A 15688-nucleotide genomic window follows, 5' to 3' on the forward strand; every position below is an offset into this window, starting at 1 on the left:
TCGCGATCGTCACCCTCACCCTTCCGCCGCTGCGCGGCTCCTTCCCTCTCCCAAAGGGAGAGGGAATTTGACCGACAAGCCCACCCCCGCCGACTGGAAGGCGCTGGCCGACAAGGAAGTGAAGGGCCGCGACCTGACGTGGCGCACGCCGGAGGGGATTGACGTCAAGCCGCTGTATACGGCCGAGGACGTGACCGCCGATCCGGGGCTGCCCGGATTTGCGCCGTTCACGCGCGGGGTGCGGGCGTCGATGTATGCCGGGCGGCCCTGGACGATCCGGCAATATGCGGGCTTTTCGACCGCCGAGGAATCCAACGCCTTCTACCGGCGCAACCTGGCGGCGGGGCAAAAGGGGCTGTCGGTCGCGTTCGATCTGGCGACGCATCGCGGATATGACAGCGACCACCCGCGCGTGACGGGTGACGTCGGCAAGGCGGGCGTGGCGATCGACAGCGTCGAGGATATGAAGATCCTGTTCGACGGCATCCCGCTCGACCAGATGTCGGTTTCCATGACGATGAACGGCGCGGTGATCCCGATCCTCGCTTTCTTCATCGTTGCGGGGGAGGAGCAGGGGGTCGACAAGAGCCTGCTCGACGGGACCATTCAGAACGACATTCTGAAGGAGTTCATGGTCCGCAATACCTATATCTACCCGCCCGAGCCGTCGATGCGGATCATTTCGGACATTTTTGCATATACGTCGGCTAAAATGCCGAAATTCAACAGCATTTCGATCTCCGGCTATCATATGCAGGAGGCCGGGGCGACGCAGGTGCAGGAGCTGGCCTTCACCATCGCCGACGGCATGGAATATGTGAAATACGGCGTCGCGTCAGGCCTCGACATCGACAAGTTCGCCGGGCGGCTCAGCTTCTTCTTCGCAATCGGTATGAACTTCTTCATGGAAGTCGCTAAATTGCGGGCGGCGCGGGTGTTGTGGCATCGCGTGATGACGCAGCTGGGCGCGAAGGACGAGCGCAGCAAGATGCTGCGCACCCACTGCCAGACCAGTGGCGTGTCGCTGACCGAGCAGGACCCGTACAACAACGTCATCCGCACCACGATCGAGGCGATGGCGGCGATGCTGGGCGGGACGCAGAGCCTGCACACCAATGCGCTGGACGAGGCGATCGCGCTGCCGACCGATTTCTCCGCGCGCATCGCCCGCAATACCCAGCTGGTGATCCAGGAAGAGACGGGCATGACCAATGTCGTCGATCCGCTGGGCGGAAGCTACTATGTCGAGGCGCTGACCAACGAGCTGGTCGACAAGGCGTGGGTGATTATCGAGCGGGTCGAGGCCGAGGGCGGGATGGCCAAGGCGGTTGCCGCCGGCTGGCCCAAGGCGATGATCGAGGAAGCAAGCGCCGCCACCGCCGCGCGGATCGACCGCGGCGAGCAGGTGATCGTCGGGGTCAACAAATACCGCAAGGCCGAGGAAGACCCGATCGACATCCTCGACGTCGACAACCATGCCGTGCGCGAGGCGCAGGTGGCGCGGATCGCGCGGGTCAAAGCATCGCGCGATGATGCCGCGTGTCGCGCGGCGCTCGATGCGCTGCGTGAGGGCGCGCGGGGCGATGCCAACCTGCTCGAGCTGGCGGTCGCGGCGGCGCGGCATCGCGCGACGCTGGGCGAGATCAGCCTGGCGATGGAGGATGTGTTCGGCCGACACGGCACGGTGCCGACGCCGGTCAAGGGCGTCTATGGCGGCGCCTATGATGCGGACGCGCGCTGGGAGCGGCTGAAGGACGGCGTCGCCGCGACCGAGCGGAGGCTGGGGCGCAAGCCGCGCATGCTGGTCGCGAAGATGGGGCAAGACGGACATGATCGCGGGGCGAACCTCGTCTCCTCGGCGTTCGGCGACCTTGGGTTCAAGGTCGTGCCCGGCCCGCTGTTCCAGACGCCGCAGGAGGCCGCCGAGCTGGCGGTGGCGGAGGATGTCGACGTTGTCGGCGCGTCGAGCCTTGCCGCGGGGCACAAGACGCTGATCCCCCAGCTGATCGGGCATCTGCGCGACGCGGGGCGGCCTGATATCAAGGTGATCGCGGGCGGAGTGATCCCGGCGCAGGATTATCAGGTGCTGCGCGACGCGGGGGTTCAGGCGATCTTTGGCCCCGGAACGAACCTTGTGAACGCCGCTGAAGAAGTGCTTACGCTGCTCGGCCACAATATGCCGCCCGAAGAGGATGCCGCAGAATGACTGCCCGTACCGACTGGACCCGCGAAGAGATCGCCGCGCTGTTCGACCTGCCGTTCATGGAGCTGGTCTATCAGGCCGCGACCGTGCACCGCGCACACTTCGCGGCCAACGAGGTGCAGCTGTCGACGCTGCTGAGCATCAAGACCGGGGGTGCCCGGAGGATTGCGGCTACTGCAACCAGTCCACCCATGCCGAGACGGGCCTGAAGGCGACCAAGCTGATGGATGTCCGCGCGGTGCTGCAGGCGGCGGCGCAGGCCAAGGACAATGGCTCGTCGCGCTTTTGCATGGGTGCGGCGTGGCGCAACCCCAAGGACCGCGACATGCCCGCCATCGTCGAGATGGTGAAGGGCGTGCGCCAGATGGGCATGGAAACCTGCATGACTCTGGGCATGCTGACCGAGGGGCAGGCGGCGCAGCTCGCCGATGCGGGGCTGGATTATTACAACCACAATATCGACACCTCGCCCGAGCGTTATGGCGAGGTGATTACCACGCGGACGTTCGAGGACCGGCTGGAAACGCTGGACCATGTGCGCGAGGCGGGGATCAACGTGTGCTGCGGCGGGATCGTCGGGATGGGCGAGACGCGGGCGGATCGCGTCGGCTTTATCCATGCGCTGGCGACGCTGCCCAAGCATCCCGAGAGCGTGCCGGTGAACGCGCTGGTGCCGGTCAAGGGCACGGTGCTGGGTGACATGCTCCATGACACGCCGCTGGCGAAGATCGACCAGATCGAGTTCGTGCGCACGGTCGCGGTGGCGCGGATCACGATGCCGGAATCGATGGTGCGGCTGTCCGCCGGGCGCGAGAGCATGAGCGATGAGACGCAGGCTTTGTGCTTCATGGCCGGGGCGAATTCGATCTTCACCGGCGACAAGCTGCTGACCACCGGCAATGCCGGGGACGACAAGGACGCGGCACTGTTCGCGCGGCTGGGGATGCGGGCGATGCAGGCTGAGATGAAGGCGGAGCTGGAGGCGGCGGAGTGATCTACCGCCATGACGCCTCTGCGAACGCCAATGTCGATCGACGTGCTTCTGAGTTAGATGCAGTTTCTCAGGCTGTCCCCGTATGGGGCAGGGTGGTGCTGGGCATCATTGGTAGCGTTTTGTGGCTTGGTATCGGGGCGATGGCCTACTTCGTTCTGGTCGTGAGCGGGGCCCTATTCACCCCAGGCTACGGTTGGGTTTCGATCCTCGCACTCGTGGTCTGGCTTCTACCGCTGTCGTTGTTGTGGCGCTGGGCGCTTGTTCCTCATCAGGTGGCAAATCCGGAAAGTAAGTTCTGATGTTCAAGAAAATCCTGGTCGCCAATCGCGGCGAGATTGCGTGCCGCGTGTTCCGCACCGCCAAGCGGATGGGGATTGCGACGGTCGCGGTCTATTCCGATGCCGATGCGCGTGCGCCGCATGTGTTGATGGCGGATGAGGCGGTGCGGCTGGGGCCGGCGCCGGCGGCGGAGAGCTATCTCAAGGCGGAGCTGATCCTTGCCGCGGCCAAGGCGACGGGCGCGGACGGGATCCATCCGGGTTACGGATTCCTGTCGGAGCGCGAGAGCTTTGCCAAGGCGTGTGCGGAGGCGGGGATCGCCTTTGTCGGGCCGCCGGCGAATGCGATCGCGGCGATGGGGGACAAGATCGAGTCCAAGAAGCTCGCCAAGGCGGCGGGGGTCAATGTCGTCCCCGGCTATCTGGGCGAGATCGCCGATACCGACGAGGCGGTGCGGATCGCTACCGATATCGGCTATCCGGTGATGATGAAGGCCTCGGCCGGCGGCGGCGGCAAGGGGATGCGGCTGGCGTGGAGCGAGCAGGACGTTCGCGAGGGCTTTGAGGCGACCAAGCGCGAGGGGCTGGCGTCGTTCGGCGATGATCGCGTGTTCATCGAGAAGTTCATCGAACAGCCGCGCCATATCGAGATCCAGCTGATCGGCGATCAGCATGGCAACATCGTCTATCTGGGCGAGCGCGAATGTTCGATCCAGCGGCGGCACCAGAAGGTGGTCGAGGAAGCGCCCTCGCCCTTCGTCACGCCCGAGATGCGCCGCAAGATGGGCGAGCAGGCGGTCGCGCTGGCGCGGGCGGTTGGATATTACAGCGCGGGCACCGTCGAGCTGATCGTTTCCGGTGCCGACAAGACCGGGGAGGGCTTCTACTTCCTTGAGATGAATACCCGGCTTCAGGTCGAGCATCCGGTAACCGAGGCGATCACGGGGCTCGATCTGGTCGAGCAGATGATCCGCGTGGCGGCGGGGGGAGAAGCTGGCGTTCACGCAGGATGAGGTCACGCTGACCGGCTGGGCGATCGAGAACCGCGTCTATGCCGAGGATCCGTATCGCGGGTTCCTGCCGAGCACCGGGCGGTTGGTGCGCTATGCGCCGCCTGAGGCGCAGGAGACGCCCTATGGCGATGTGGGCGGTGAGGGGTACGTCCGGGTCGACGATGGCGTCGTCGAGGGGGGCGAGGTCAGCATGTTCTATGACCCGATGATCGCCAAGCTGATCACCTGGGGTCCGACGCGCGACGCGGCGGCGGATCTGCAGGTGGCTGCGCTCGATGCGTTCGAGATCGACGGGCTTGGCCATAGTGTCGATTTCCTCTCCGCGCTGATGCAGCATCCGCGCTTCCGGTCTGGCGCGCTGACCACCGGGTTCATCGCCGAGGAATATCCCGACGGGTTCGAAGGCGCTCCTGCCGACGCGGGACTGACGCGACAGCTCGCGGCGGTGGCAGCAGCGGTACACTGGCGTCAGGCGGAGCGCGCGGCGCAGATTTCGGGGCAGTTGGGCGCGAATCCGGCGACTTCATGCGACTGGGTGGTGCGGATCGGTGGGATCGACCATGCGGTGACACTGGGCGATGGCGCGGTGGTCGATGACGTGCTGGTTGCGGGCGATATCGAATGGTCGCCAGGCGATCGGCTGGCAGTGGCGCGATCGGGCGATGCTTCGTTAGCGGTGCGGGTTGCACGGACGCGGGCGGGCTGGACGCTGGCCACGCGCGGGGCGACGCACAAGGTGACCGTCCATTCCCCGCGCGTCGCCCAACTGGCGCGGCACATGATCGAGAAGATCCCGCCCGACATGAGCCGCTTCCTGCTCGCGCCGATGCCGGGGCTGCTGACCCGGATCGAGGTGGGCGAAGGCGAGAAGGTGGAGGCCGGACAGCCGCTGGCGGTGGTCGAGGCGATGAAGATGGAGAATATCCTGCGCGCCGAGAAATCGGGCGTGGTCAAGGCGATCAACTTTGCCGCTGGCGACAGCCTGGCGGTGGATGCGGCGATCCTGGAATTCGAGTAAGGCGCGGAGACGCGCTCTCTACGAAGAAACAGAAGAAGACCCTCCCCACCCTCCCGCAAGCGGGAGGGGCTGAGAAGATGCATCAGGCCATTGGCGGGCTTGCGGGCAGCACTACGGTGATGCGCAGGCCGCCGATCGGGGAGTTGCTCGCCTCGATCCGGCCGTGATGCCCCTCGACGATGGCGCGCGCGGTGGCGAGGCTGCGGCCAGAGCCGCCCGGCGTGTCCTTTGCATTGGCACGGTAAAAGGGCTCGAACAACTGTTGGGCGAGGTCGACGTCGATGCCCGGGGCGTTGTCGTCGACGATCAGTCGCCACGCATCCTTCTGGCTTTCGAGGCCGAGGACGATCCGTCCGCCACGCGGGACATAGCGCATCGAATTTTCGATCAGCGCCCCGAACAACTGCTCGATCCGCTCGGCGTCCCACTTCACCAGGATGGTGTAGGGCGGCAGGTTGCTCGTTTCGAGCCGCACGCCCGCCGCCTCGGCGCGCTTGCCGTGGCTCCAAATCGTGTTGTGGATCAGCGCGCGCGGATCGACATCGGCGAAGCGTAGCGGCAGGCGGCCGAGATCGGCGAGCGCGACCGCGTGGAGGTCCTCGGCCATGCGGGCGAGGCGGTTCTGGTCGGATTCGATCGCCGCCTTGAACTCGGGTTCGGCGGTGAGCGCCTCCTGCAGTTCCGCGAGATGGCCGCCGAGCGAGGCGATCGGCTCGCGCAGCTCCTCGGCGATCATCACCAGCCAGGTGCGGCGCGCGGTCTCGATCCGCTCGAAGCGGTTGGCGATGCGGCGCAGATTGCGCATCGTGCCGACGATCTCACGCGGGCCGTGCTCATCGAAATAGATGTCGCCATCGCCGTCGGCGACCTCATGACTGAGGCGCAGCAGCTCACGCTGCGGCTTCGCCCAGCGCCCGGCGAGCCAATAGGCCGCGCCAAGCAACAGGGCGAGGACGCCTGCCAAGATCGCGCCAATGCCGATATAATGGTCGCGCATCAGCGTGCGGTCGCGGTCGGTCAACAGCGGCGGGCGAACGACGCGCGCGCGCGCAACGGTGCGGCCATCGACCACCACAGGACGCTCGACCAGCGCGGGGCCGGCGGCGGGGCCGGCGAGAAGGCGATCGCCATCGCCGACAAATGCAACGCGATTACCGAGGATCAGGGGGTCGCGGCGGTCGAGGTCGGCGATGATCCGGTCGAATGGCTTGCCCGCCGCCGCCGCTTCACCAGCGAGCGCGGCAAATGTCTCGAGATGCTCGGCGTCGCGATTGCGCAGCAACCGTTCGCTGCTGGTATGGACGTTCCACAGCAGGCCCCCGCCCGCCACGGCCACGATCAGCAATGCCTGCGCCGCCAGCGCCGTGAACATGCCCCGAAACAACCGCACCTTTGTCTCCCCATTCCGGCCGCCCCCACGGCCGTTCAAACTCTATTCGATCCCGGCATCGAGCAGAATCGAGGATTCGTCCGCCGGCCATGAACACCGCGATGGGGCAGAGCGCGAAAAGCACCCATCCGCCCCAGCCCGGATATTGCTCCAGATAATGCGTCCCGCGGTCGACCGCCCCCAGCCCGAGACCATAGATGACGAGGAACGCCTCGAATCGGGTCTTGATCGTGAACAGGCGTTTGATGCGCGCGAACATGCTAGCCTTAACGCAAGAGCCGGGCCAAGTGCGGAATTGGCGGGGTTCGGGTTAAGGCTTATGGTTACCTGTCAATTAACCCGACAGCTCCGAAGGCGCGATCGCAAGGGCTCCGAGTAAAGCTGTTCGGGCCGCTTCGACGCGTGCGATGAGCGTGGGATCGCCAATCTCGTCCTGAGCGATCCGTTCGGGCCAGTGCGCCTCGATCACTGCGGCAATCCGGTCGAGCTTGGTGGCATCGACGAGAAAGCGGGGATCGACCGTCGCGGGATCGGCGACGACGCGCAGGCGCAGGCAGGCGGGGCCGCCGCCATTGGCCATCGACTGGCGGACATCGACCACCTCCAGATGGCGGATCGGGCCATTGCCGGCGACATGGCGCTGGAGCCAGGTCCACACGCTGGGCGTGTCGCGCGCCTCGGTCGGCAGGATGAGGCCGGTCTCGCCGCCGGGCAGCGTCACCAGCTGGGCGTTGAACAGATAGGAGCTGATCGCATCGGCCAGGCTGACTTCAGCTGCGGGTACTTCGACGATCTCGACGCGCGGCAGCAGCTTGCGCAGATCAGCGTAGAACGCATTCTTGTCCGCAAAGGCCAGTTCGTGCGCGAACAGGACATTGGCGTTCGCGACCGCGACGACGTCGTTGTGGAAGGCACCAGCGGCGATGGCTTCTTCCGATTGCTCGACGAACAAGGTGCGGGCGGGGTCGAGACCGTGGCGGCGCGCGACCGCCGCGCTGGCCTCGCGATGCTGGCGCGCGGGGAAGGGGCCACCGCTGACGCCATAGACGAAGATTTCGACGCCGGGTGCATCATGCTCCGGGGCGAGGCGCATATGGTTGGCAGCACCTTCGTCGCCGAACGGGGCGGGGACTGGGCCGTGCACGCGGAAGGCGTCATGCGCAAATGCGAGGTCCAGTTGGGCGAGGGTTTCGGGCCATTCATGGCTGCGATGCGGCATCGTCACGAGGTTGGCGACGCTGAGGTGGCAGCGTCCGTCCGCCGTGTCTGGCGCGGGGGAGACGGTGGCGGCGTTGGCGGCCCACATCGCGGAGGCGGACAGCGCCTGCGCCTGAAGATGCGCCGCGGCGTCGGCGTAGCGGGTGGCGAGACTGTCCAGCCAGCGATGATCGGGGCGGGCGTGGGGCAGTAATATGCCCTGGGTCAGCCCGAGCGCGAGGTTGGCGCGCATCTTGGCGATGCCCTGCAGCGCGGCGGCGCGAGGTTGCGACACCGCGCCCTGATTGCGGGTGGCGGCTAGGTTGCCGTGGCTCAGGCCCGCGTAGTTGTGGCTGGGGCCGATGATTCCGTCGAAATTGATCTCAACGCGGGGCATGGTGGACCTGCTGGCCGGGTTGGACGTTGAGCAAGGCAGCGGCGGCGGGATCGAGCGTTGCGCCCGTGTCGGACCGGCCGATCCGGCCGTGGCACGCGCGGAAGTCGGCGAGCTGGCCGCGCGCGATGATGCTTGCGTCGCCCCCCGGAGCCAGCGCGGCAACCGCTTCGGCGCGGCAGTCGCGGATCGTCATCACATTGTCGGTGCGCGCGGTCATGGTCGGGCCGCCGTCGAAAATGTCGATGTAATTCTCGAACGCGAAGCCTTCATGCTCCAGCATCCGCATTGCCGCGCGGCCCGAGGGGTGGGGGACGCCGATCACACTGCGCGCATGGTCGGTCAGCATCGCGGTATAGACCGGGTGGCGCGGCATCAGGTCGGCGATGAACTGGTTGCCGTGGATCGCGTTGAACTCGTCCGCCTGCTGGAAATTCATCCCGAAGAAGCGGCCCGCGACCCCGTCCCAGAAGGGCGATCCGCCCGCCTCGTCGATCACGCCGCGCAGTTCGGCAAGGATGCGGTCGGCGAAGCGCGCACGGTGCATCGCGATGAACAGATAGCGGCTGCGCGCGAGCAACATACCGAGGCCCCCGGCGCGTTCGCCGGGGTGGAGGAACAGCCCGCCGACCTCGCTCGATCCTTCGAGGTCGTTGACCAGGTTGAGGATTTCGGCGCGAAAGGTGCGATTGAGCGCCTCGCTATGCTTGGTCACCGTACCGATGCGGTAGGAATAGAAGGGCCAGCGCTGGCCGACCTGGGTGAATATCTGGCAGGTGCCGCGCACCTCCTGCGTGTCGGTGTTTTCGAGCACGAGGACGAACAGTTCGTCCTTCTTGGCATCGTCGGTACGCGCAAAGGCTTCGGCGCTGCGTTCGAGCTTGGCCTTCAGCGCCGGTTTCTCAGGCGGGAGATTGGTGAAGCCGCCGCCGGTGAGCTTCGCCATCTCATAGAGATGCTGGAGGTCGTCGGCGCGGGCGGGGCGGATGATGAAGGTCATACGCCACCCTTTTCGATGATGCGCAGGATGGTCAGCGCGGACAATGCCGCGCGTTCGGGCAGGCTGTCGGGGATCAGAAATTCCTCCTGCGAATGAATGGCGCCACCACGTGCGCCCATCGTATCGACGACGGGGACGCCGCACGCGGCGATGTTGTTGCCGTCGCACACCCCGCCGGTGGCCTTCCAGGCGACGGGGATGTCGAGATCGGCACCGGCCTGCTTGACCAGACCGAACAGCCGCTCGGCGCCGGGGTCGAGCGGCTTGGGCGGGCGGTTGAAGCCGCCATGGACATGGACCGCGACGTCGTGCGCGGTGGCGATGCTCTCAGCGAGGGCATGGACCGCTGCTCCGGCGCGCTGGATGGCGTCGGGCGAGGCGGGGCGGAAATTGACGCGCAGGATGGCGAGATCGGGGACGACATTGTTCGGTCCGCCCCCCTCGATCCGCGCCGGGTTGACCGACAAGTCATCGGTCATCAACTGGGACAGGCGCAGCGCGAGATCGGCCGCAGCGACAAGTGCGTTGCGTCCGTCGCGTGGGTTGCGGCCGGCATGGGCGCTGCGTCCGCGCACGACGATCGAGAAATTGCCGGTCCCACCACGCGCGCCCGCCAGCGTGCCATCGGGGAGCGCGGGTTCGTAGGTGAGCGCGGCAACCTTGTTCTTCGCGGCCTGAGCGATCAGCGCAGCGGAGGCGAAGGATCCGGTTTCCTCGTCGGAGTTGATGACGACTTCATAGCCGAAGCGTGCTGAGGCGGGGGTGGCCTCGACCGCGCGCAGGGCGGCGAGCATAAGCGACAGCCCGCCCTTCATGTCTGCGGCGCCGGGGGCATTCAGGCTGCCATCGGGCAGCCAGGTCGCGGTCTGGAAGGGGTGATCGGCGGGGAACACCGTGTCCATGTGGCCAGTGAACAGCATCTGCACCGGTGCATCGGGACGCACGCGCAGGTGGAGGTGGCGGCCATCGGACAGTGACTGGGCCGTGCCGCTGGTGTCGACCATCTCGACCGGGGCGGGCTCGACCAGCGCCAGCTCGCCGGGCAAGGCGGCGAACGCATCGGCGAGCAAATCCGCCATCGTCGCCAAGCCGGTCAGGTTGCGCGTGCCGCTGTTGACCGCGACCCAGCGTTCGACCTGCGCCAGCATCGGCGCGGCGCGGGCCGCCTCGACGGCGGCGGCTTCGATTGCGGTCAGCCCCATGCAGGGGGTGTATCGGCTCCCGCGCGTCGGGTGAACCCCTTGTGGCCGGAAAAGTAACAATAGTTACGAGTTAGAACAATCGCGTGAGCATGTAGAACAGCGCGCCGACTGCAGCCGAGGCGGGGATGGTGATGACCCATGCCGCGATCACATTCTGCGCGACGCCCCAGCGCACGGCACTGGCACGCCGAGCGGTTCCTGCGCCGATGATGCTGCCGGTGATGGTGTGGGTGGTCGAAACCGGAATGCCGAGCAGCGAGGCGGTGAACACCATGATCGACCCGCCGGTCGACGCGCTGAACCCCTGATGCTGCGACAATTTTGTGATCCGCGTTCCCATCGTTTCGATGATCTTCCACCCGCCGGATAACGTCCCCAACGCGATTGCGATGTAGCAGGCGATGGCGACCCAGTGCGGCACATGGAATTCGCCCGAGAGATAGCCGGTCGAATAGAGCAGCACGGTGATGATCCCCATCGTCTTTTGCGCGTCGTTGAGGCCGTGCGCGGTCGAATAGGCAGCGGAGGAGACGAGATGGAGCCAGCGGAAGCTCTTCTCTGCGTTGCGGTTGCCGACGCGGTGGAGCGCCCAGCTCGACATCAGCATCACCAGCATCGCCAGCAGCATGCCGAGCAGCGGCGACAGCACGATAGCGATCAGCGTCTTGTTGAGGCCGCTCCACTGGATGCCGGTGAAGCCGGCATGCGCGACGCCCGCGCCGACGATGCCGCCGACGAGCGCGTGGCTAGACGAGGAGGGAATGCCCTTCCACCAGGTGACGACGTTCCAGAACATCGCGCCGACCAGCGCGCCGAACACGACGGCGGGGGTGACCAGATCCTTGTCGATCAGCCCCTTGCCGATCGTCTCCGCCACCTTGTGCAACTCGGGCCAGGCGAGGGTGAGGAAATAGGCGGCGAAGTTGAAGAAGGCGGCGAATCCGACGGCCTGTACCGGGCCGAGCAGCCGCGTGGCGACGACCGTAGCGATCGAATTGGCGGCGTCGTGGAGGCCGTTCAAGAAGTCAAACGCCAGCGCGAGGATGATCAGGCCGACGAGCAGCGGGAAAGCGAGTTCGTGCATGGGATGCGATCAGGCGTGGTCGATGACGATGCCGTCGATCTCGTTCGCGACATCCTCGAGCGCGTCGGTAATCCGCTCGAGATGCTTGTAGATCTCGCGCGCGATGAAGAATTTCATCGGATCGTCGCCATAGGTCTTGAATGCGCGGCGGACGCCGGCGTCGTGGATGTCGTCGGCATGGCCCTCCATCCGCACCAGGCGCTCGGTCAACTCGTGCAGGCGCACGCCGTTCTTCGCGACATCCCGCAGCAGCGGCATCGCTTCGGCAGTCAGCCGCGCGGCATCGACAATGATGGCGACGATGTCACGCATTTCGGGCTCGAACGCATCGACCTCATACAGGTCGACCGCAGCGGCGGCGGCCTGCATTTCGTCGATCGCGTCGTCCATCGCACCGATCAGGCTGGTGATCGCGCTGCGGTCGAACGGGGTCAGGAAAGTCTTGCGGACCGTCTGCAGCACCTCACGGATGATGCCGTCCGCATCATGCTCACGCTCCATGATCTCACGGATATGGTCCTGCGTCGGGCCTGCGCCCTGGAACAAGCGCGATAGCGCGTCAGCGGCGGCGGTGATCGTTACCGCATGCGCCTCGAACAGATCGAAGAAATTTCCGGTCTTGGGAAGAAGGCGCTGAAACCACGCAAACATTTGACTTGCTTTCGATCTTTGCGCGACGACGGCGAGCATGCTCGTCCGCCGCGCGGCGGCATTGAATTCGGTTGGGCCGAAGCTGCGGATCAGGTCGCTGAGATCGGGTTCGTCGACCGCGTCGGCCGCCTCCTCCAGCGTGAACCAGCGGCGTTCGCGCTGGTCCTGTTCCTTCCAGCGGGCGAGTTCTTCGGTGACGGCGAGCGGGAATACCTCGACATCGGCCATCAGGTGCGCGCCATTGCCGCGCCGCTTGCGATAGCGATAGGCGCCGATCGGCGTGGGGCAGGCTGCGCCGACGACTCCTGCCTCTTCCTTGGCCTCTTCGGCGGCGGCGAGGTGTGGCGGTGTGCCGTTCGCGACATTGCCCTTGGGGATCACCCAGCGACCGGTGCCGCGCGACGTGACGAGCATCACGCGAACGGGGGCATCAATGGCGGTCCCTTCGGTACGATAGGGCAGGGCGGCGATCTGGCGAATGGCGATGGCTCCGGGTTGCGGCCCGATGCCCGATTTCGCCGAATGTTACAATCTTGTGAAGTTACTGTGACAGTCATTTGCTGTGTTCAGCTTCGCTGAAACGTCAGCGGCCGGCTCCCCCGCCCGGCCACCTATAGGATGCTGGCGCTGGGTGACCGGGTGGGGAAGCGGTCGGTGCCGAAAGCGACCTAGAAGTCCACCAGCAGTGACGCGCGTGTCGTAGTATCCGTCGACTTGCGCCCGTTCGGCGGCGCGCTTTCATAGTTCACCGCATAGGACATCTGGGTCGAGAAGGGGCCGAACAGCTTCACGCGCAATGCCGACTTGCCCGTGATCGTGCTGTTCTGCTGCTCGACGAACGCCGACGCATCCTGACTGAAGGTGACGCCCTTGCTCAACTTCCAGTCGAGGTCGATCTTGCCGCGCGCTGCGATCTGGCGTTCAGTCGCAGCGGTGATGAAATCGGTATAGCGAAACGCCGGGCCGATTTCGAGATCCAGAGTCAGCGCCGGAGATTTGACCGCCGAGTAGCCTGCCCCTGCCGACACCGAATAGCGTTCGTCAAATCCCAGGAACCGATCGCTCTCGAACTGCGCCGCGCCATAGACATAGGCGCGGTCGTCGATCTTCCAGTTGGGTTCATAGGCAGCGAGATAGCGTTCGCGCACCGTTCGCCCGAACGTCTCCTGATAATCGGCCTGGATCCGCAGCTTGTGGCGCCAGCGGAGCGCTTCGCGCTTCAAGTCGACAATGCCGGTGAGGCCCAGCGTTTCTGTGTTGCCAGTGGTGAAGTAGCCGCCCAGTTCGGCGCGCCCCTTGATCAGGTCGAGGAACTTGGCCTCGCGGATGCGGCGTTCGGCAGCCTCGCGTCGTTCGCGCTTCCAGGTCGCGGCTGCCTTCTCGAATTGCGCGGCGCGCTCCTTGTCGGCGGCCTTGGCATATTTGACGATCGCATTGACCGCGCCCTCGTCGCCCGCCTTCATCGCGGCGTCGAGCATCGCCTTCACCTCCGACGAGCGTTCGACCGATTGGTTTGGCGGCGGCGGGGGAGCCTCCTGCGGCGCGGATGCGGTTACGTCTGCGTTGGCAAGTAGCAGCGGAGCGAGCAAAAGGGGGAGGAGGCGGCGCATGTAACCGGTTACTACCCTTTCTTGGTTAAGGAATCGAGTGCTGCACTGCATCAATCGACCTCTAGCCCAAGAGGTTGGGCGAAAATGTGGAGCAGACGGACATACAGGTCGCGTTTGAACGGGACGATCACATCGGGCAGCTCGCGCGGCTCAAGCCAGCGCCAGGCACGGAATTCCGGCTCGGCGGTGGCGATGTCGATCGCCTCGTCCCCTGCGGTCAGGCGGAACAGGAACCAGCGCTGGCGCTGGCCGCGCCATTTGCCCTTCCACACCTTGCCCAGCAGGTCGTCGGGCAGATCGTACTCCAGTTCGATCTCGGGCGCGGCGAGCAGTTCGACATGGTTGCGGGCGACGCCGGTTTCCTCCCATAGCTCGCGATAGGCGGCATCGAGCGGGTCTTCGCCCGGATCGATCCCGCCCTGCGGCATTTGCCATGCCTCCAGCGTCGAATCGAGACGCTGGCCGACGAACACCTGACCTTGCCTGTTGAGCAGGATGACCCCGGCGCAGGGGCGATAGGGAAGCGCGTCGCGGTCGATCATGCCGCCGCCTGGATCATCACGCGGTTCGCCTCGGCCTCGGTCAGCAATGCGCGGAAGGCGACGAGCATCCCGGCGACGTCGCCTTGCGCTGAAGGAATGGCGCGGCGCAAGGTGATGAAGCCGTGGATATTGCCTACCGCCTCGCGGAACACGACCGGCACGCCTGCCGCCGCCAGCGCTCCGGCATAGGCGCGGCCCTGATCCCGGATTGGATCGAGGCTGGCGGTGATGACCAGTGCCGGGGGCAACCCCTCCAGCGTTGCATGGCGCATCGGCGAGGCGCGCGGGTGCGCGACATCGGCGGCATAGCATTCGTTAAACCACGCCATGCCCTTGGCGGTGAGCAGATAGCCCTCCGCGAAGTGATCGGCGGAGGGGTAGCTGCCCCCGAAATCCGCGGCGGGATAGATCAGCAACTGGCCGATCACCGGCACGGCGGCGGGTGCGTCGCGCAGGTCGCTCGCGGCGACCGCGGCGATCTGTCCGCCCGCGCTGTCGCCCGCGAGCGCGATGCTGGTCACCGCGCGGCCGAGTTCGGCGGGGTTGGAGGCGACCCAGCGCGCCGCTGCCTCGCAATCGTCGGACGCTGCGGGCCAGGGATTTTCGGGAGCGAGGCGATAGTCGACCGAGACGACGGGAAGGTCGAGCAGGCGGCTCATCTCGGCGGTGAAGCTCGCATGGCTGTCGATATTGCCGATGACGAAGCCGCCGCCGTGGAAGAAGACCACGACCGGGCCGGGTTCGCGCTTCTCGCGCACATCGAACAGGCGGGCGGGTATATCTCCGGCGGGCCCAGGGATGGTGAGGTCCTTGACCGTCGCGAGCTCACCTAGCGGCAGATCGACCATATCCTTCATCGCCAGATATTGCGCGCGATAGGCGGCGGGGTGGGGCGGCCAAGGCATTTCCGGCATCGCGGCCAGCATGTCGAGAAAAGCGCGGGTGTCGGGACGGACGAAATGGTCGGCCAAGGAAGGTCTCCTGTCGTGCGACCGGGTTCATAGGCGAGGGAGCATCGCCGCGTCCACCGACCAACCCGCGCTTTGCCGTAAGGAAAGAAGAATTTCGCTGTTCTCCGCGCAATCATGCTGCTAGAGGCGCGGCCATGTTTC

The 15688-nt window shown here is 65.9% G+C and carries 11 protein-coding genes and 3 pseudogenes; 4 read left to right on the forward strand and 10 right to left on the reverse strand.

Annotated elements, in window-relative coordinates; genetic code table 11:
- Nucleotides 1-67: 67 nt before the first annotated feature.
- The 4 genes and pseudogenes from scpA to LRS08_RS17950 all read left to right on the forward strand — a co-directional run bounded on the left by scpA (nt 68) and on the right by LRS08_RS17950 (nt 5506).
- Nucleotides 68-2206, forward strand: coding sequence for a methylmalonyl-CoA mutase (gene scpA, locus LRS08_RS17935; protein ID WP_257845892.1), 2139 nt, complete (start codon nt 68-70; stop codon nt 2204-2206).
- Nucleotides 2203-3197 (forward strand): annotated as a pseudogene (gene bioB / locus LRS08_RS17940) (biotin synthase BioB). Before scpA ends, bioB begins: the two are co-directional and overlap by 4 nt.
- Nucleotides 3194-3496, forward strand: coding sequence for a hypothetical protein (locus LRS08_RS17945; RefSeq protein WP_257845890.1), 303 nt, complete (start codon nt 3194-3196; stop codon nt 3494-3496). Before bioB ends, LRS08_RS17945 begins: the two are co-directional and overlap by 4 nt.
- Nucleotides 3496-5506 (forward strand): annotated as a pseudogene (locus LRS08_RS17950) (biotin carboxylase N-terminal domain-containing protein). The gene LRS08_RS17945 and the pseudogene LRS08_RS17950 overlap by 1 nt, the downstream one beginning before the upstream one ends.
- 82 nt (nt 5507-5588) lie before the next feature.
- Here LRS08_RS17950 and LRS08_RS17955 read toward each other — a convergent pair.
- From LRS08_RS17955 to LRS08_RS18000, 10 genes and pseudogenes are all read right to left on the reverse strand, one after another.
- Nucleotides 5589-6896: a sensor histidine kinase KdpD gene (locus tag LRS08_RS17955; RefSeq protein WP_260481078.1), complete on the reverse strand. Its 1308-nt coding sequence runs from the start codon at nt 6894-6896 to the stop codon at nt 5589-5591.
- A 64-nt stretch (nt 6897-6960) separates the two neighbouring features.
- Nucleotides 6961-7155, reverse strand: a pseudogene (locus LRS08_RS17960) (hypothetical protein); the annotation flags it as partial.
- A 75-nt stretch (nt 7156-7230) separates the two neighbouring features.
- Nucleotides 7231-8490: an N-succinylarginine dihydrolase gene (locus LRS08_RS17965; protein WP_257845888.1), complete on the reverse strand. Its 1260-nt coding sequence runs from the start codon at nt 8488-8490 to the stop codon at nt 7231-7233.
- Nucleotides 8477-9487 (reverse strand): arginine N-succinyltransferase, encoded by a 1011-nt coding sequence (locus LRS08_RS17970; RefSeq protein ID WP_260481079.1) that lies wholly within the window; start codon nt 9485-9487, stop codon nt 8477-8479. Before LRS08_RS17970 ends, LRS08_RS17965 begins: the two co-directional genes overlap by 14 nt.
- Complete coding sequence (locus LRS08_RS17975) at nt 9484-10689, reverse strand: hydrolase (RefSeq protein WP_257845887.1); 1206 nt, start codon at nt 10687-10689, stop codon at nt 9484-9486. Before LRS08_RS17975 ends, LRS08_RS17970 begins: the two co-directional genes overlap by 4 nt.
- Nucleotides 10690-10759: 70 nt before the next feature.
- The gene (locus tag LRS08_RS17980) at nt 10760-11773 is read right to left on the reverse strand and encodes an inorganic phosphate transporter (RefSeq protein ID WP_257845886.1); all 1014 of its coding nucleotides are present in this window, start codon (nt 11771-11773) and stop codon (nt 10760-10762) included.
- 9 nt (nt 11774-11782) lie between these two features.
- Nucleotides 11783-12841, reverse strand: coding sequence for a DUF47 family protein (locus LRS08_RS17985; protein ID WP_257845885.1), 1059 nt, complete (start codon nt 12839-12841; stop codon nt 11783-11785).
- A gap of 251 nt (nt 12842-13092) precedes the next feature.
- The gene (locus LRS08_RS17990) at nt 13093-14034 is read right to left on the reverse strand and encodes a YdiY family protein (RefSeq protein ID WP_257845884.1); all 942 of its coding nucleotides are present in this window, start codon (nt 14032-14034) and stop codon (nt 13093-13095) included.
- Nucleotides 14035-14084: 50 nt separating this feature from the next.
- On the reverse strand, nt 14085-14576 hold the full coding sequence (locus tag LRS08_RS17995) for an RNA pyrophosphohydrolase (RefSeq protein WP_257845883.1): 492 nt from the start codon (nt 14574-14576) through the stop codon (nt 14085-14087).
- Nucleotides 14573-15547, reverse strand: a complete 975-nt coding sequence (locus tag LRS08_RS18000; RefSeq protein WP_374581542.1) for an alpha/beta hydrolase — start codon at nt 15545-15547, stop codon at nt 14573-14575. Before LRS08_RS18000 ends, LRS08_RS17995 begins: the two co-directional genes overlap by 4 nt.
- Nucleotides 15548-15688 lie beyond the last annotated feature (141 nt).

This window comes from Sphingomonas sp. J315, assembly GCF_024666595.1.
Lineage (GTDB): Bacteria > Pseudomonadota > Alphaproteobacteria > Sphingomonadales > Sphingomonadaceae > Sphingomonas.